13 protein-coding genes, 2 tRNA genes and 1 rRNA gene are annotated in these 16651 nt (G+C 66.9%); 6 read left to right on the plus strand and 10 right to left on the minus strand.

Features of this window, described 5'->3' with window-relative positions; translation table 11 throughout:
* Positions 1 to 217 precede the first annotated feature (217 nt).
* From LIN44_RS23135 to LIN44_RS23145, 3 genes are all read right to left on the minus strand, one after another.
* Positions 218 to 293 (minus strand) — tRNA-Ala (locus tag LIN44_RS23135).
* A 10-nt stretch (positions 294 to 303) separates the two neighbouring features.
* Positions 304 to 380, minus strand: a tRNA-Ile gene (locus tag LIN44_RS23140).
* Positions 381 to 442: 62 nt separating this feature from the next.
* Positions 443 to 1974: ribosomal RNA gene (locus LIN44_RS23145) — 16S ribosomal RNA — on the minus strand.
* A 561-nt stretch (positions 1975 to 2535) separates the two neighbouring features.
* Between LIN44_RS23145 and LIN44_RS23150 the strand changes: the two genes are divergently transcribed.
* Entirely contained in the window at positions 2536 to 2925 is a 390-nt protein-coding gene (locus LIN44_RS23150) for an OsmC family protein (RefSeq protein WP_227314606.1), read from the plus strand.
* Positions 2926 to 3327: 402 nt separating this feature from the next.
* Positions 3328 to 4149 (plus strand): hypothetical protein, encoded by an 822-nt coding sequence (locus LIN44_RS23155; protein WP_227314607.1) that lies wholly within the window; start codon positions 3328 to 3330, stop codon positions 4147 to 4149.
* Between the two features lie 174 nt (positions 4150 to 4323).
* Here the strand turns inward: LIN44_RS23155 and LIN44_RS23160 are convergent, their stop codons facing one another.
* The 6 genes from LIN44_RS23160 to LIN44_RS23185 all read right to left on the minus strand — a co-directional run bounded on the left by LIN44_RS23160 (position 4324) and on the right by LIN44_RS23185 (position 9852).
* The gene (locus tag LIN44_RS23160) at positions 4324 to 5085 is read right to left on the minus strand and encodes a lipoate--protein ligase family protein (RefSeq protein WP_227314608.1); all 762 of its coding nucleotides are present in this window, start codon (positions 5083 to 5085) and stop codon (positions 4324 to 4326) included.
* 46 nt (positions 5086 to 5131) lie between these two features.
* A complete protein-coding gene (locus LIN44_RS23165; RefSeq protein WP_227314609.1) occupies positions 5132 to 5473 on the minus strand; it encodes a carboxymuconolactone decarboxylase family protein in 342 nt (113 codons plus the stop codon).
* Between the two features lie 80 nt (positions 5474 to 5553).
* On the minus strand, positions 5554 to 6669 hold the full coding sequence (locus tag LIN44_RS23170) for an acetoin dehydrogenase dihydrolipoyllysine-residue acetyltransferase subunit (protein WP_227314610.1): 1116 nt from the start codon (positions 6667 to 6669) through the stop codon (positions 5554 to 5556).
* The gene (locus tag LIN44_RS23175) at positions 6669 to 7685 is read right to left on the minus strand and encodes an alpha-ketoacid dehydrogenase subunit beta (RefSeq protein ID WP_227314611.1); all 1017 of its coding nucleotides are present in this window, start codon (positions 7683 to 7685) and stop codon (positions 6669 to 6671) included. Before LIN44_RS23175 ends, LIN44_RS23170 begins: the two co-directional genes overlap by 1 nt.
* A 34-nt stretch (positions 7686 to 7719) precedes the next feature.
* Positions 7720 to 8721: a thiamine pyrophosphate-dependent dehydrogenase E1 component subunit alpha gene (locus tag LIN44_RS23180; protein WP_227314612.1), complete on the minus strand. Its 1002-nt coding sequence runs from the start codon at positions 8719 to 8721 to the stop codon at positions 7720 to 7722.
* 63 nt (positions 8722 to 8784) lie between these two features.
* The gene (locus LIN44_RS23185; protein ID WP_227314613.1) at positions 8785 to 9852 is read right to left on the minus strand and encodes an ATP-NAD kinase family protein; all 1068 of its coding nucleotides are present in this window, start codon (positions 9850 to 9852) and stop codon (positions 8785 to 8787) included.
* A 376-nt stretch (positions 9853 to 10228) separates the two neighbouring features.
* Between LIN44_RS23185 and LIN44_RS23190 the strand changes: the two genes are divergently transcribed.
* The 4 genes from LIN44_RS23190 (at position 10229) to LIN44_RS23205 (ending at position 14593) form a co-directional block, all read left to right on the plus strand.
* Positions 10229 to 11173, plus strand: coding sequence for a YncE family protein (locus LIN44_RS23190; protein WP_227314614.1), 945 nt, complete (start codon positions 10229 to 10231; stop codon positions 11171 to 11173).
* 73 nt (positions 11174 to 11246) lie between these two features.
* Positions 11247 to 12551: an MFS transporter gene (locus LIN44_RS23195; RefSeq protein WP_227314615.1), complete on the plus strand. Its 1305-nt coding sequence runs from the start codon at positions 11247 to 11249 to the stop codon at positions 12549 to 12551.
* Entirely contained in the window at positions 12548 to 13519 is a 972-nt protein-coding gene (locus LIN44_RS23200) for an amidohydrolase (protein ID WP_227314616.1), read from the plus strand. Before LIN44_RS23195 ends, LIN44_RS23200 begins: the two co-directional genes overlap by 4 nt.
* A gap of 78 nt (positions 13520 to 13597) precedes the next feature.
* On the plus strand, positions 13598 to 14593 hold the full coding sequence (locus tag LIN44_RS23205; RefSeq protein ID WP_227314617.1) for a LysR family transcriptional regulator: 996 nt from the start codon (positions 13598 to 13600) through the stop codon (positions 14591 to 14593).
* Here LIN44_RS23205 and LIN44_RS23210 read toward each other — a convergent pair.
* Positions 14562 to 16592 (minus strand): sigma-54-dependent Fis family transcriptional regulator, encoded by a 2031-nt coding sequence (locus LIN44_RS23210; RefSeq protein WP_227314618.1) that lies wholly within the window; start codon positions 16590 to 16592, stop codon positions 14562 to 14564. The genes LIN44_RS23205 and LIN44_RS23210 overlap by 32 nt on opposite strands.
* Between the last annotated feature and the right edge of the window lie 59 nt (positions 16593 to 16651).

Below are 16651 nucleotides of genomic sequence, written 5' to 3' on the forward strand. Positions count from 1 at the left end.
TCACTTTAAAATACATTTGGTTGATACAATCACAACCCGGTATCGCGTTTTGTACTGCAGCGTCTCATCAACGCTCGCGCGACACCTTTACTACATCCCATATTGTTAAAGAACAGCCGATCGTTAGATCGCTTGGCAATGCCAAAGGAAAGCACTCAGCAAGCGCTTTCCTTTGACAACCAACTCCAGGTATCCGTACTCACTCGATCAGAGGTAGTGGTGGAGGATGACGGGATCGAACCGACGACCCCCTGCTTGCAAAGCAGGTGCTCTCCCAGCTGAGCTAATCCCCCTCGGATAACTTGGTGGGTCTGGTAGGACTTGAACCTACGACCCCCGCCTTATCAAGACGGTGCTCTAACCACCTGAGCTACAGACCCTTGGCTGTAACAGCAAACAAACCGATAAGTGTGAACGCTAGGCTTGAGACACAAGCCTCTGGAAAGGAGGTGATCCAGCCGCACCTTCCGATACGGCTACCTTGTTACGACTTCACCCCAGTCATGAACCCTGCCGTGGTAATCGCCCTCCTTGCGGTTAGGCTAACTACTTCTGGCAAAACCCACTCCCATGGTGTGACGGGCGGTGTGTACAAGACCCGGGAACGTATTCACCGCGGCATGCTGATCCGCGATTACTAGCGATTCCAGCTTCACGTAGTCGAGTTGCAGACTACGATCCGGACTACGATGCGTTTTCTGGGATTAGCTCCCCCTCGCGGGTTGGCAACCCTCTGTACGCACCATTGTATGACGTGTGAAGCCCTACCCATAAGGGCCATGAGGACTTGACGTCATCCCCACCTTCCTCCGGTTTGTCACCGGCAGTCTCTCTAGAGTGCTCTTGCGTAGCAACTAGAGACAAGGGTTGCGCTCGTTGCGGGACTTAACCCAACATCTCACGACACGAGCTGACGACAGCCATGCAGCACCTGTGTCCACTTTCCCTTTCGGGCACCTAATGCATCTCTGCTTCGTTAGTGGCATGTCAAGGGTAGGTAAGGTTTTTCGCGTTGCATCGAATTAATCCACATCATCCACCGCTTGTGCGGGTCCCCGTCAATTCCTTTGAGTTTTAATCTTGCGACCGTACTCCCCAGGCGGTCAACTTCACGCGTTAGCTACGTTACTGAAGAAATGAATCCCCAACAACTAGTTGACATCGTTTAGGGCGTGGACTACCAGGGTATCTAATCCTGTTTGCTCCCCACGCTTTCGTGCATGAGCGTCAGTCACGTCCCAGGGGGCTGCCTTCGCCATCGGTATTCCTCCACATCTCTACGCATTTCACTGCTACACGTGGAATTCTACCCCCCTCTGACATACTCTAGCCTGACAGTCACAAGCGCCATTCCCAAGTTGAGCTCGGGGATTTCACGCCTGTCTTATCAAACCGCCTGCGCACGCTTTACGCCCAGTAATTCCGATTAACGCTCGCACCCTACGTATTACCGCGGCTGCTGGCACGTAGTTAGCCGGTGCTTATTCTTCCGGTACCGTCATCGACCCGGGGTATTAGCCCAGGCCATTTCTTTCCGGACAAAAGTGCTTTACAACCCGAAGGCCTTCTTCACACACGCGGCATTGCTGGATCAGGGTTGCCCCCATTGTCCAAAATTCCCCACTGCTGCCTCCCGTAGGAGTCTGGGCCGTGTCTCAGTCCCAGTGTGGCTGATCGTCCTCTCAGACCAGCTACTGATCGTCGCCTTGGTAGGCCTTTACCCCACCAACTAGCTAATCAGACATCGGCCGCTCCTATCGCGCGAGGCCTTACGGTCCCCCGCTTTCACCCTCGGGTCGTATGCGGTATTAGCTAATCTTTCGACTAGTTATCCCCCACGACAGGGCACGTTCCGATGTATTACTCACCCGTTCGCCACTCGCCGCCAGGCCGAAGCCCGCGCTGCCGTTCGACTTGCATGTGTAAGGCATGCCGCCAGCGTTCAATCTGAGCCAGGATCAAACTCTTCAGTTCAATCTCTGTGTGGGTCCGAAGACCCTCGCTCTTTCGAGCGGTCGCTCACTCTCAGAAAACTGACTGACCAGTCCGAAGACCGGTCACGTTTTGCTGTGCGAGCACTGTATAACTTGAAGCATCACTGTCCGTAGACAGCGGCGTCCGCTACCCAGCGCCCACACTTATCGGTTGTTTGTTTGTTAAAGAACTTCGCCACCCGGCTTTGCCGTTCAGCGCGCTGCGTTGTCTGCAGCAGAGAAACGAGATTATGCAGAGCTTTCTTCGTTTCGTCAACCGTTCGCAGCAATCTTTTTTGCTGCCGCCGGCGCTGCAAACCTCGCTGCGCCAGCCTTCCGGCCAACCCCGCAACCCTTGCTGCGCCTGCCTTGCAGTGCCGCGTCGTGTTGCGAGGGGGCGAATAGTAAGCGAGCGCGGCGGGGTTGGCAAGGGGTTTCTCAGAAACGCCTGAAATCGGCACGGATGCGCCTCTTTCGACGCCTGCGACCTGGCGCGCCGGCCTACTTATAGAATGACCGTTCCGGCCCGCGGGGCCGCCCTTTGATGAGATGGGGACGTTCGATGACTATCCAAGCGACATGGAAGCCAAGCCAGGGCAACAGCATCTGCCGGCTGACCAACGGCACCGCCGAGTGGCAAGCCGATCTGGATGCTGCCGCCGGCGGCGACACCCGCTACCCGAACCCGCATGATTTGCTGGACTCGGCGCTGGCGGCCTGCACCACCCTGACCTTGCAGCTGTATGCGAAACGCAAGGGTTACGCGGTGACCGATGTCCAGGTCTCGGTCGGACATGAGGAAGCGAACGGCACCTATACGATGCAACGCGAGGTCAGGGTCAGCGGCGACCTGTCGCCCACTATCCTGGAAGACCTGCTGCGCGTCGCGAATCGGTGCCCGGTGCACAAGACCTTGTCCGGACAGTTCTCGATCCAGACCTCGATGGCATGATCTGGCGCAACACCACACCACGCCATGGTTGCCACCGCAAATGATAATCGTTAGCATTTGACTCTCGGGTTTTGACACCACCTGAGTCAGCAAATGGGTTGGCCGGACACGTCCTCGTGTCCGGCTTTTTTCTTTTGCGTGCGCTTCGCAGTGCGCGGCAGTGTCACGGTCCTGACCACCGGGCCGGATACGTTAACGGTGTCGCCGCCGGATCCGTTGGCGTGCGATCCGGCCCTTTCGCGGTAAGGCTGCGTGTGGTGTGTTGGGTGGCCCACCAAATTGCCTCCGGGAAGCGGGTCAAAACCACGGAGCCGGCTTTCTCTGTCCTGCACCGCCGGCTTACCATGGCAACAAGCAAAAACAATAAAAACGCTTAAATAACGAAGCGAGCGGGGGGATGCCTTGACCAACTTCATTGAAGCCTATTGCGCCCAGATTCGGCTGGCGGGCGCAAGCGGCGTGATCGCGAAACCCGTCGTGGTGGCGCGTGACAGTACCTATGCCATGCACTACGTACCCTGCGAATACCTGAATACGCAGGCGGCGCTGGTGCTGGTCAGCACCACGCCCGGTCATGCCCATGTGCGGCTTGCCGCTGCGGTCACCGAGGAGCTGCTGCGCAGCCATGCGCCGGGCCGCGTGGTCCAGCGCGAAAACAAGCGGCGCGTCGAGCTGGGCGGCAAGCTGGTGCGGCCCAACCTGATCCGCATGCTCGACCACTTCCGCGTGCCCGAGCTGGTCGGACTGCCACATGCCGCCGCGCTGTGGAACGACGGTTTCGAGCGTCTGCAGCCGCTTGCGCTGTTGCCGCATGCGACCACACGGCGCGGGCTGGCGTTCGACGGGCCGCTGGAAGAGCTTCTGGACGCGCCGATGCTGCGCGACGTTTTCGAGACCCAGTTCCTTGGAGCCGTGCGGCAGCTGCGCACCGACGCGCTGTACATCGCACTAGGCCGCACCGCCTGGGCCGGGCTGCAGCACGCGGTCACGCGCCGGCTGCTGGCCCGCCGGCAGTTGCTGGGCATGATGCCGGTGCCTGCGCGCGCGGGCAGCATGGTGCGCTACTTCCTGCGAGAGATCGCCGCCAGCGCCCTGTCGGCCAAAGATCCGGTTCGGCATCGCGTGGACTGGCTCGATGCGGCCCACGCCGAACTGGAATCCAATGTCCGGAAACTGCGCGCCTCCGTCCGGCCGGAGCCGCATCCCGCCTACCTGATCGCGTAAGCGGACGCTCGCCTTCACTACTGTGATGCATAGACCCCACGAAGGTGGGGTCTTGAGCCGGCGCTTTGCGTCGATAACGTCTCTTGAGGAAATTGACACTCCTCGCATTCCCGATTTGCGGCCCCCCGTGGGCCGCGATTTTTTTGGGCGCGCGGTATGGCAACGGTCGAAAGACTAAGCCGGGGCGGGATGCTGTCCGAGGCTCCATCGCAGCGCATCCGCAACCGCGGCCATCAGTGCGGCATCGTCCCGCGCGGCGTGTCCGCCAGCAACAAGCGCCTCGCGCACGCTGACGACCTTGTCCGCGTCATAACGCCGTTCGCTGCCGATGGCGGCCTCGAAGGCATTGGCGCGTGCATTGATCTGCCCGGGGTCGGCGCTGACCAGCAGCACCGCATGGGCGAGCACCAGGTGGCGCTGGCCGTCGGCCGCCTGCATGGCCGCTGGCGCACGCCGCCAGTACTGGGCCGTGCCGGCGATCTTGCGGGCGGCTTCGGGCGGGCCCCAGGCGAGGTTGTAGCGGCCATCGCAGAAGGAGCCGGCCACCGCCTGCCAGTGGGTCTCGATGCCGAGCTTGCGCAGCGCACCGCCGATCACCGCGCACAGGTGCAGGTAGACCGCGTCGCTGAGCGCCCCTGGCGGCTGCCCGACGGGGTAGGCCAGGCTCAGGTTGAGGATGCCGGGCCCCTGCGGAACCAGGCCGCCGCCGGACATGCGCAGGAACACCGGACAGCCCTGCCGGGCAAAGTCGGCGCGCGCGCCCTCCAGCGCCGCGTGGCGCAGGTAGGTGCGCGGCACCACCAGCGACAGCGGTGCCTCCCACAACTGCGCCACGTGCCGGCCCTGGGCAGCGAGTTCGAGCAGCGCCAGCTCCTCCTGCAGCGGGTCGGTGCCGGCGTGGTCGGCGGCTATGGTTTCGACAAAACCAAACGGCATCGGGTGGCACCTGCCCGGGTATGGCAATGCGCCGAGTCTAGCAACACTAGGCATTGAGCGCATCGAAGTAAGCCAGCGCCTTGGCGGCATACATCGCGCCGGGGCCGCCACCCATCTCGATATTGACGGCCAGCACTTCGGCCAGTTGCTCGCGGCTCGCGCGATGGCGCAGTGCCTGGCTGGTGTGGAACAGCACGCAGTCGTCGCAGCCCTTCTGCACGGCCAGCGCGACCGCCACCAGTTCCTTGATTTCGACAGGCAGGCTGCCCTGCTGCGTGGCGGCTTTCATCACGCCCTGGAAGGCGCTCATGGTGGCGGGCTGGGCCTGGCCGAGCGCGCCGAATTGCTTGTTGATCTCCGCCAGGCGGGTTTTCAGGTCTGTGCTCATAGGGAAGTGTCCTGTGGTAAATCGGCCAAAACAGCCTGAGCCGCGCGGACGGCGCAAGGCGGCGCCGTCCGCCGGCGGCATCAGCCGGCCAGGTGGGTCTTCAGCAAGGCATTGAAGTCATTGGCCTTCTCCATCTGGCTCATATGGCCTGCGTCAGGAAAGACCTTGACGGTGGCACCCGGCGGCGCGGCTTCGGCATGGTCGGCGGGAATGATGCGGTCCTGGCCGCCCCACACTACCAGCACCCGCTTGCCGCTGTCGGCCAGGCGCTGGCCCGGTTGCTCGCTCTGCCGGCCGCCGGCGAACAGGCCCTGGCCCAGCGCCGTCAGTGCCTCAGGCACGCCGTCGAGGCGCTTGTAGCGCAGCAGGTCGTCCAGCATCTGCCGGCTCACCAGCCCCGGGTCGGCGAACAGCAGTTCGACCACGGGCTTGAGTTCCCGCCGCGACTGCGCGCTGACGAAGCCATCGGTATAGGCACTGTTGACGGCCTCGCCAAAGCCCGCCGGCGACACCAGCGCCACCGACAGCACCCGCTGCGGCGCATCCACGGCCAGCTGCGCGGCCACGCCGCCGCCCATCGAATGGCCGACCACGTGCGCCGCATCGATGCCGGTCTGGTCCATGAAGCGCGCTACAAAGCCGGCCATCTGCGCCAGCGTCGTGCCCGCGAGCCGCGGCGACGACTGTCCGTGGCCGGGCAGGTCGAGCGCCACCACCGTGTACGCGTCGGCCAGGGGGTCGAGGTTGAACAGCCAGTTGTCCAGGTCTCCGCCAAATCCGTGGATGAAGAGCACGGTCTGGGCGCCGTCGCCCTTGCGGGCATAGCGGACCCGGATGCCATCGACCTCGGCAAACTGGTAGGCGTTGGCGGCATCCTCGTCGCCGCCGTCGTCGGCCGGCGTTTCATAAGCCGCCACGTAGTCATCGATCTGCGCATCGCTCACCTCCGCTGGGGCCAGCACGCCAAGCAGCGCCTTCACCGGCAGCACGTCGCCGGCCTGCGCCACCTTGCGGCGCAGCGTGCCCGCGTCGGGCGCCTCCACCGCATTGGCGATCTTGTCGGTTTCCACGTCGAGGATCGGCATGCCCACGGTGATCTCGGTGCCTTCGTCGACCAGCCAGGCATTGACGGTGCCTTCCTTCATCGACAGGCCCCACTTGGGCATCACGATCGGGGTAATTGCAGGCGTGGCCATCAGTGCTTGCCTCCCTTCACGGTCTTGCGCGCGGCATTGGCGATCTGTGCCGCGCTGGGGATATACAGGTCTTCCAGCGTGGGCGAGAACGGCACCGGCGTATGCGGCGGGCACACCATCTCGATGCCGGCCTTGAGCGCGCCGAAGGCCTGCTGCGCGACCTGCCCGGAGATATCGGTGGCGATATTGCAGCGCGGGCTGGCCTCATCGACCACCACCAGGCGGCCGGTGTTCTCGACCGACTCCAGCACCGTGTCGATGTCCAGCGGCGAGAGCGTGCGCAGGTCGACGATCTCGGCCTCGATCCCCTCCTTCGCCAGCGTTGCCGCCGCTTCCAGCGCGCGATGCACCATCAGCCCGTAGGTGACGATCGACACGTCCTTGCCGTCGCGCACGATATTGGCCTCGCCGAACGGGATGGCATAGGCGCCTTCCGGGACGTCGCCTTCCAGGCCGTAGAGATTCTTGTGCTCGCAGAAGATGACCGGATCGTTGTCGCGGATCGCCTGGATCAGCAGGCCCTTGGTGTCGTACGGCGTGGACGGGCACACCACCTTCAGCCCGGGGATATGCGTGAACAGCGGCGTCAGCATCTGGCTGTGCTGCGCGGCGGCGCGGAAGCCCGCGCCGACCATGGCGCGGATCACCACCGGGGTCTCGGCCTTGCCGCCGAACATGTAGCGGAACTTGGCGGCCTGGTTGAAGATCTGGTCGAAGCAAACGCCCATGAAGTCGATGAACATCAGTTCCGCGATCGGGCGCATGCCGCACGCCGCGGCGCCGATGGCGGCGCCCACGTAAGCAGATTCGGACAGCGGCGTGTCCAGCAGCCGGTCGCCGTGCTTGGCATAGAGGCCCTTGGTCACGCCCAGCACGCCGCCCCAGGCGTCTTTCTCGCCGTCCGCGCCGGCGCCGCCGACGATGTCCTCGCCCAGCATGATGACGCTGGGGTCGCGGGTCATTTCCTGGTCGATCGCCTCGTTGATCGCCAGCTTGATGCTCAGTTTGCGAGCCATGTCTGTCTCCTGTGTATGAATTGCGCGCGGCGGATCAGTAGCTGACGTAGACGTCGGTCAGCAGGTCTTCAGGGCCCGGCTGCGGCGCCGCCTTGGCTTCCTGCACGGCGTGCTCGATCAGCGCGGCGACTTCGCGGTCGATCGCGTCGAGTTCTTCACGTGCAACCACGCCTGCCTGCGTCACGGTGCGGCCGAACAGCTTCAGGCAATCCTTGTTGGCGCGGATATCGTCGAGCTCACCGGCGGCGCGGTAGGTCTGCGCATCGCCTTCGAAGTGGCCGTAGAAGCGGACCATCTTGCATTCGAGCAGCGACGGCCCGCCGCCTTCGCGCGCGCGGCGGATGACTTCGCCGGCGGCTTCGTGGACCGCGAAGAAATCGGTGCCGTCCACGGTCACGCCCGGAATGCCGAAGCCCGCGGCGCGATCGACATAGCTGTCGACCGCGGTGCCGTAGTCGCGCGAGGTCGATTCGGCGTAGCCGTTGTTCTCGATCACGAAGATCACCGGCAGGTTCCACACCGCGGCCAGGTTCAGGCTTTCGAGGAAGGTGCCCTGGTTGGAGGCGCCATCGCCGCAGAAGGTGATGCCGACCTCGCCCTTGCCGCGGAACTTGGCTGCCAGCGCGGCGCCGCAGATCAGCGGCGCGCCCGCGCCGAGGATGCCGTTGGCGCCCATCATGCCCTTGGACAGGTCGGCGATATGCATCGAGCCGCCCTTGCCGTTGCACGAACCGCCCTTCTTGCCGTAGATCTCCTTCATCATCGCCACCGGGTCGACGCCCTTGGCAATGCAGTGGCCATGGCCGCGGTGCGTGCTGGCGATACGATCGCCGTCGTGCAGGTGGTGCAGGATGCCGACGCCCGCGGCTTCTTCGCCCGCGTACAGGTGGACGAAGCCCGGGATGTCGCCGCGCGCGAAGTCCACGTGCAGGCGCTCCTCGAAATCGCGGATGGTGCGCATTTTCCGGTACACCGTCAGCAGCGTCTCTTTGTCGAGCGGCAGCGCGGCAGTATCTTGCGAAGCTCTGGCTGTCATGTCTGTCTCCTTCGTTTTCAGGTGTTGCACTTCAAGAAAGCGGGGGATGCGCGGCGGGCGTGTTCACGCCAGGGCGTGCTGCGGCACGCTGCGCATCAGGTGGTGGCGCGCCGCGTGGCGCATGCAGGCGGCGACGTCGATGCTGCGGAAGGCGTGGTCGTGCAGCGTGACGGTGACTTCGTCGTCGGGGCCGAAGGTCAGCTCGCGTTCGCCATCCAGCGCGACCACGCCACTGCGCTGGCGCACGCGATGCGGACGGCCGTGCGCGAGCCGCTGCCAGCCGGCAATCGGCACGGTGCACATCAGGCCCGGCGCGATCGGCGCGCGCAGGTCGAACTCGCCCGCGCCCGGCGCGGCCAGTTCGATCGCCAGGCCGCCGGCTTCGCGCCGCCCCACCGGCTCGAGCAAGCCGGCGATCGACGACAGCCCGATCGCCTCCGGGTCGGCAAAGGACACGTAGACCGCGGCCAGCGTTTCGGTCTTCCACAGTGCGCGCGCGCCGATGAAGTGTTCGTGCGAGATCACCGCATCGACCAGCGCGATGTCGCGGCGGAAATTGCCATTGCCGTCGCGGATAACGATGTCCAGGCGCTTGTTCGACGCCAGCGCCTGGCTGGCGGGAATGCGGCCGGTGGCATAGAGGCCGGTGGCGAGCCCGGTGACGGTGGGTTCGCGCATCTCGGGGTAGGCGTTGTTGGTGCCGGTCGACAGTCCCGCGATCGGCACCGCGCCGCACTCGCGCACCACGGCGCGGTGGGTGCCGTCGCCGCCCAGCACGATGATGGCGGCCACGCCGGCATCGGCCATGCAGCGCGCGGCATGCAGCGTGTCGTCGACGCGCGAGGCCACCGGCATGTCCAGATACGCGACCTCGGGCAAGCTCGAATCCGGTCCCTGGCGGTGCGCCAGGTGCCGCGCCAGCATGACGCGCAGGCCCTCGCGGTCGGGCATCATCAGCACGCGCCGCACCCCGCAGGCTGACAGCGCGGCCAGCAGGCGCAGCACGATATTGACGCGGTCGGACAGCTGCAGGCTGTTGGCGTTGGCGATCACGCGGCGGATGTCGCGCGCCGAAACCGGATTGGCGATGATGCCGACCAGCGGCGCATCGGCGGACCTTGGCTGCCCCATTGCCTGTCTCCTGTGTTGTGGTTGTCGTGACAGGCGTATTTGCAATGGCTGTGCCAGTGGCCGGAGGGCACCGCGACGGCGGAAAACGCGCGTTGCGAGGCGCGGGCTTCAGGGATAACCCGCAAAAACCGGTCGCGCTTCGGCCCAGGGAACGGACTGAACCGCCGCCATGGCGAGACAGGTGTCACAGTACAGGTGTACGGACTGGACAACCGTATCGCTGCTGTGCCCGGCCGGCCGGGCCGACCGCACCGATGACTTGCGGGAATACCTCGATCGCCAATATTCAATGGTGCGGGGCGGCCGCCTGCGCCAGACTTTCGTCCTCGCGATGACGAGTTCGCCGCCCCCCCGGCGAAGACGACGAGGAGACGAAATGGATACCCGCTGGATCGCGGTACTGGTGGAAAAATTCGGCCACAGCTTCAGTGGCTATGACCTGCACAGCGGCGAGCGCCGCTTTTCCGTCGCGCTGCCGGAATACCCCCACGAATTCGCCGTCGACCGAGACCGGCTGCTTGGCTATGTCGGCCACTACGGCGTACAGACCTTTGCGCATCCGGGCGATGGCGGCGCCGCGGTGATCGCCGTCGACCTGGCCCGCGGCGAGCGCCATGGCGTCCTGGACTGCGCGCCCTGGCACCGCATCCACGGCGTGCAGGTCGATGCGCAGGGCCGCGTCTATGCGCTGAGCGAGCGCGACAACATGCTGCTGGTGTTCGAAGCGCCATCGGTGCGGCGGACCCCGGATCGCGCGGTGCCGTCAGGCGGCGTCAAGAGCCACTTGTTCGTGCTGTCGCGCGACGGCCAGCGCGCCTACGTCACCAGCCTGCTGTCGCACACCGTGACGCTGGTCCATCCCCACGATGGCACGCGCGCGCCGGTGGCTGCGCACGCCGGCCTGCGGCCGGAAGGCTGCTGCCTGAGTCCCGACGAATCGATGCTCTATGTCGCCAGCCGCGACGAGCACCGGATCACGCGGCTGGATGCCCACACCCTCGCAGAATTGGGTACGGCCGCTACCGGCGAGGACCCGACCCGGCTTTACTGGTCGCCCTGCAAGCGGCTGATCGCACTCAACTATGGCGAGCGCAGCCTGCGCTTGTTCGACCCGCACACGCTGGTGGAGCTGGCGCGGGTCGATACCGGCGCGAAACCCATCGCGCTGGCCTTTCATCCGGCTGACCCGGACCGTGCCTGGCTGGCCCTGAACGACGACAGCGTCAGCGTGCTGGATCTGCGCACGCTGGCCTTGCGCCATGCCTTTGCCACGGGCAAGGAGCCGGACGGGCTGGCCATCCTGGCGCTGCCGCAACCATAACGCGGGCACCGTAACACCGGACACACCACCGCAGCCCCGGCGCCCTGGCCGGTCGCGACCCTCGGAGGAGACCATGACCATTTCCCGGCAAGCGGGCGGCGCCCGCGCGCCCGCCCTCGATGCGCCCGCCGCCATCCCGGCCCAGCGCTGGTGGCGCGTGATCCCGCCCATCCTGATGGTGTGCATCGTGTCCTATATGGACCGCGTCAATATCGCCTTCGCCATGCCCGGCGGCATGAGCGAGGCGCTCGGCATCAGCGCCGGCATGGCGGGCCTGGCCGGCGGCATCTTCTTTGCCGGCTACCTGTTCCTGCAGATTCCCGGCGGCAAGCTGGCAGTACGCGGCAGCGGCCGCAGGTTTATCGCCTGGTCGATGCTGGCGTGGGCGGTGCTGTCGGTGCTGACCGGGCTGGTGCGCAACGAGACCGAACTGCTGATCCTGCGCTTTGCGCTGGGCGTGGCCGAGGGCGGCATGCTGCCGGTGGTGCTGACCATGGTCGGCAACTGGTTTCCCGATCACGAGCGCGGCCGCGCCAATGCGCTGGTGATCCTGTTCGTGCCGATCGCGGGCATGATTACCGCGCCGCTGTCGGGGCTGGTCATCGCCGCGCTCGACTGGCGCTGGCTGTTTATCATCGAAGGCCTGGTTTCGGCGCTGTGCCTGGGCGTCTGGTGGCTGCTGGCCTGCGACCGTCCGCAGGAAGCCCGCTGGATCAGCACGGCCGAACGCAACTATGTGCTGGGCCGCCTGCATGCGGAGCAACGGCACGCCCCGCCGGCGAGCGAGCCGGCCACGCGCACGGTGCTGGCGCGGCTGCTGCGCGATGCCGTGATCTGGCGCCTGATTGCCCTGAATTTCCTGTACCAGATGGGCGTCTACGGCTACACCCTGTGGCTGCCGACCATCCTCAAGAACCTGACCCAGGGTGGCATGGGGCAGGTCGGCCTGTTGGCCATGGTGCCCTACGTGGGCACCATGGCCGGCATTCTGCTGGTGTCGGCGTGGTCGGATCGCAGCGGGCGCCGCCGCGCCTTTGTGATGTGGCCGCTGCTGGCCTTTGCCGCCTGCCTGGCCGGATCGGTCTGGTTCCATGCCAACACCTGGCTGGCCTATGCGCTGCTGGTGGGCTGCGGGGTCTGCCTGCAAGCGGCTGCAGGCGTGTTCTGGACCTTGCCGCCACGGCTGCTGGCGGCCGACGAAGCTGGCGTGGCGCGCGGCCTGATCAATGCGCTCGGCAATCTCGGCGGGTTCTGCGGGCCGTATGCGGTGGGGCTGCTGATCCAGCATGTCGATGCCGGTGCCGGCGTCTACCTGCTGGCAGGCGCGCTGATGCTGGCCGCAGCGCTGGCGGCAACGTTGCCGGAGCGCTGCCGATGACGCGCGGCCTTGCGTCCGACGGCGGGCCGCTGGCCATCGTCGACGCCCATCACCACCTGTGGCGGCTCGATCGCGGCCATTATCCCTGGCTGCAGGACGCCTACCAGCCGGCCAGGTTTTTCCTGGGCGACTACCAGGCGCTGCGGCGGGACTACCTGGCGACGCAATACCGGCGCGATACGCAAGACCACGGCGCGGGCCGCGTCACGGTGCTTGCCACCGTCCATGTCGAAGCCGAGCGTGACCGCGGCGAGGCCGTCGCCGAAACCGCGTGGCTGCACGAGCCTGGCTTGCCGCGGGGCATGGCCGCCGCCGTGGTGGCCTACGCGCCGTTCGGCACGCCCGGCTGCGCCGCCCTGCTGGCGCGCCAGGCGAGGTTCGCGCGGGTGCGCGGCATCCGCTGCAAGCCGTTGGTCGCGGAGCGGCCGGGTACCTCGGTGGCCGGCAAGGCTGGCTCGATGCAGGACCAGGCCTGGCTGGATGACCTGGCACGCCTGCCGCGGCACGGGTTGTCATGGGATCTGCGGGTACCGTTCTGGCACCTTGGCGAGGCGGCGCAGGTGGCCGCCGCCCTGCCCGATCTGCGGATTGCGCTGAACCACGCCGGCCTGCCGCTGGACCGCTCCGATGCCGGCCTGGCGCATTGGCGCCGCGGCATGGAGGCGCTCGCCGCCTGCCCCAACGTGATGGTAAAGCTTTCCGAGTTCGGGCTGCCCGGCGGCCGCTGGGACGCGCCGGGTAATCTTCGCATCGTGCGCGAGACGCTGGCCATCTTCGGCCATGAGCGCGCGATGTTCGGCAGCAATCTCCCGGTCGCGTCGCTGAGCGCAGGCTTCGGCACGGTGCTGGGCACAGTCTGCAAGGCCTTGCCGGATCCCACCGCGCGGGCCCTTGTGCTAGTGGAAAATGCCGTGCGTTTCTACCGCATTGCGCGTGCAGACATGGCGCAACTTCCCGTTTGCGTATAGGCCGCTTCGGATCCAGCTGAGCCAGCGGCCGCGCCGGCCGCGTGCGTGCTATAAGGGCGTGACGCCTCGCACACCGCCATGTCCGACCCCCTGAACCTGTTGTCCAGCGCCGCCACGCTGCGCAAGCGCCTGCAGATGCGGCACCTGCGCCTGGTGCTGGCGCTGGCCGGGCATGGCACGCTGCGCGGTGCCGCCGCCGAGATGGCGCTGACCCAGCCGGCGGCCACCAAGGCGCTGCAGGAACTGGAAGACACCGTGGGCGCGCTGCTGTTTACGCGCCACGCCCGCGGCATTGCGCCGACGCTGTTCGGCGAAGCGCTGATCCGCTACGCGCGCGTGGTGCTGTCCGACCTCGATGCGCTGCGCGACGAGTTTGCCGCGATCGCCATGGGCGAGATCGGCAGGGTGCGGATCGGCGCCATCCTCGCTCCGGTGCCCGACCTGCTGGCCGGCGCCATCAACGGGCTGAAGGCGCGCTATCCGCAATTGCTGATCTCGCTGCAGGTGGATACCAGCGACGTGCTGGTGCAGGCGCTGCGCCAGGATGGCCTCGACGTGGTGTTGGGCCGCATCCCCGCGGACGCGCTGGCGCAAGACCTGGCCTTCGAGCCGCTGTGCGAGGAGCCCTTGTCGATCGTGGCCGGCACGGCCCACCCGCAGGCCGGCAAGCGCGCCGTGCGGCTGGCGGCGCTGGCGCGCTGTCCATGGATCATCCAGCCCGCTGCCAGCCCGATGCGGCAGATCATCGACCAGGCGTTCCGCGACGCGCGCGTGCCGCCCCCGGACGATGTCATTGAAACCTCATCGATCATGGCAACGCTGCCATTGCTGGCCGGTAGCGAGCGGGTGGCGGTCGTGCCCGAGGCGATCGCGCGCTACTTTGCCGCGCTGGGCGCGCTGGCGATCCTGCCCGTGCCGCTACGGGGCCGGCTGGTGCCCTATGGCCTGGTCACGCGCAAGCGCAGGGCGTCCACGCCAGGCATGCGGCTGCTTGCCGACGCGCTGCGCGCAGCCTGCGCGTGCAGCCAGCCCGGCACTGGCACTACGACTTCGCCTCGCCGTCGCGCCGGTTAGGCGACTGGATGCCGTAGCGCTCCATGCGCCGGTACAGCGTCATGCGGCTGATGCCGATCTGGCGCGCGACCGCGCTCAGGTTCCAGCCCGATGCGCGCAGGTACTGCATCAGCAGCATCCCTTCGGGGGGCAGCTGGTGCGGGTCGAACGGTGCGGCCGAGTCACGGTCAGCGGCGCGGTCGGTGGCGCGGCCGGTGGCGCAGTCCACCGGTGCCGGCTCGGCCGCCACGGCAGCCGGTACGGCGGCGCCGGCCACCGCTTCGGGCAGGTCGTGCACGTCGATGTAGCCGCCGCTGCAGACCGCGCGCGCGTATTCCAGCACGTTGCGCAGCTCGCGCAGGTTGCCCGGCCAGCGGTGGCGGCGCAGCCGCTCGCTCGCGGCCGGCGACAGTGTCACCGGCTCGCCCGCGCCTTCCTGCAGCAGCTTGTGCACCAGCCAGTCCAGGTCGGTGCGGGCACGCAGCGGCGGCAGTTCAAAGCGCGCGCCGTTCAGGCGGTAGTACAGGTCCTCGCGGAAGCGGCCTTCGGCCACCAGCTGCTCCAGGCGATGGTGCGTGGCCGAGATCACGCGCAGCCGCACCGGCACCGGGCGCGCGGCGCCCACCGGCAGCACCTCGCCCTCGGCCAGCACGCGCAGCAGCCGCGACTGCAGTTCGCGCGGCATGTCGCCGATCTCGTCCAGGAACAGCGTGCCGCCGTCGGCCTCCTGGATCAGCCCGCGCTTGCCGCGCGAGCCGGCGCCGGAGAAGCTGTTGGGCAGGTGGCCGAACAGCTCGCTCTCGATCAGCGTCTCGGGAATCGCCGCGCAGTTCACCGCGACAAAGGGCCCGGCGCGGCGCGCGCTGGCCTGGTGCAGCGCCTTGGCGAAGAACTCCTTGCCGCTGCCGGTTTCGCCGTGGATCAGCAGGTGGATCGGGGAATCGACCAGGCGCGCGGCGCGCTCCAGTTGCTGCGCCAGCGCGGCGTCGCCGCCGCTGAGCGCCGCCAGCGGCGCCGGCATCGCCACCTGCGCGGGCGCCGCGGGCGCCTGCCAGCCCAGCGCGGGCGGCATCACGCTCAGGTACAGCAGACCGCCGCTGCGGTTGAGCGCGACCAGGCGCTGCTCGCTGGGGCGCGAGTAGACATAGCGGCCGAGGTCTTCCAGGCGCGCAGCGAACAAGGCCTCGAACGGCTGCCCGAGCACGGTGGCGCCCGGCATGCCGCCCAGTTCGGTCTCCAGCATCAGCCGGGCACGATGGTTGTGGCCGACGATGCGGCCGGCATCGTCGAGCGCCAGCAGGTATTCCGGGTTGACGTCGACGAACTCGGGCGCAACGTTGAGCTTCAGGATCCAGTCGCGCCGGTGCGCGCGCAGGAAGTTGGCGTTCTCGATATGCGCGGCGTAGATGCGCACCATCTGCAGCGCCAGGCCCTGGCTGTCCTTGGCCTGCGGCGACACCAGCGCGGAGATGTCGAGGATCGCGTGCAGCTTGCCGTGCGTGTCGAACAGCGGCGCCGCGGTACACGTCAGCGGGATGTGGGTCGCGTCGAAGTGGTCGGCCTGGTGCACGGTCAGCGCCTGCCCGGTGACCAGCGCGGTGCCCACCGCGCAGGTGCCGGCGCCGCTCTCGCTCCATTCCGCGCCGAGGTAGAGGCCGGCGTGCCGCAGCGCGGCATCGCTGTGGGTGTCGCCGATATAGTCGACCGTGACGCCCTGCGCATCGGTCAGCAGCACCACGTAGCCCAGCGCCGCCACCTGGGCGTGCAGGCTCTGCAGCCCGTGGCGCGCGATGCGGGCGAAGTCGTCGATGCGTTCCTGGTGTTCGCGCAGGCGCGTCTGCGGCAGGATGCGCGCCTCCTGCATGCGCGAGGGATCGAGCCCGTACTGGTGCACGCAGCGCCGCCATGAGTTCTGGATGATGGCGTCATGGGCGATGCGGTCCGCGAGCAAGGCTGGCGGGGATAGGTAGGCGGTGGCCTGGACCACCGTCTCGATGTGCTCGCGTTGCCGCAGGTCCATCGCTGTCTCCTGTCGTCGCTGCCGTCGGGCCCGGGAGCTTGCCTGGGGGCGGTGGACGG

It is taken from the genome of Cupriavidus sp. MP-37, assembly GCF_020618415.1.
Lineage (GTDB): Bacteria > Pseudomonadota > Gammaproteobacteria > Burkholderiales > Burkholderiaceae > Cupriavidus.

Coding starts and splice junctions, on each gene's coding strand:
- LIN44_RS23200 (WP_227314616.1), top strand. CDS start 12,548: ATGACGCGCGGCCTTGCGTCCGACGGCGGGCCGCTGGCCATCGTCGAC.
- LIN44_RS23210 (WP_227314618.1), bottom strand. CDS start 16,592: ATGGACCTGCGGCAACGCGAGCACATCGAGACGGTGGTCCAGGCCACC.
- LIN44_RS23175 (WP_227314611.1), bottom strand. CDS start 7,685: ATGGCTCGCAAACTGAGCATCAAGCTGGCGATCAACGAGGCGATCGAC.
- LIN44_RS23205 (WP_227314617.1), top strand. CDS start 13,598: ATGTCCGACCCCCTGAACCTGTTGTCCAGCGCCGCCACGCTGCGCAAG.
- LIN44_RS23170 (WP_227314610.1), bottom strand. CDS start 6,669: ATGGCCACGCCTGCAATTACCCCGATCGTGATGCCCAAGTGGGGCCTG.
- LIN44_RS23150 (WP_227314606.1), top strand. CDS start 2,536: ATGACTATCCAAGCGACATGGAAGCCAAGCCAGGGCAACAGCATCTGC.
- LIN44_RS23195 (WP_227314615.1), top strand. CDS start 11,247: ATGACCATTTCCCGGCAAGCGGGCGGCGCCCGCGCGCCCGCCCTCGAT.
- LIN44_RS23165 (WP_227314609.1), bottom strand. CDS start 5,473: ATGAGCACAGACCTGAAAACCCGCCTGGCGGAGATCAACAAGCAATTC.
- LIN44_RS23185 (WP_227314613.1), bottom strand. CDS start 9,852: ATGGGGCAGCCAAGGTCCGCCGATGCGCCGCTGGTCGGCATCATCGCC.
- LIN44_RS23160 (WP_227314608.1), bottom strand. CDS start 5,085: ATGCCGTTTGGTTTTGTCGAAACCATAGCCGCCGACCACGCCGGCACC.
- LIN44_RS23190 (WP_227314614.1), top strand. CDS start 10,229: ATGGATACCCGCTGGATCGCGGTACTGGTGGAAAAATTCGGCCACAGC.
- LIN44_RS23180 (WP_227314612.1), bottom strand. CDS start 8,721: ATGACAGCCAGAGCTTCGCAAGATACTGCCGCGCTGCCGCTCGACAAA.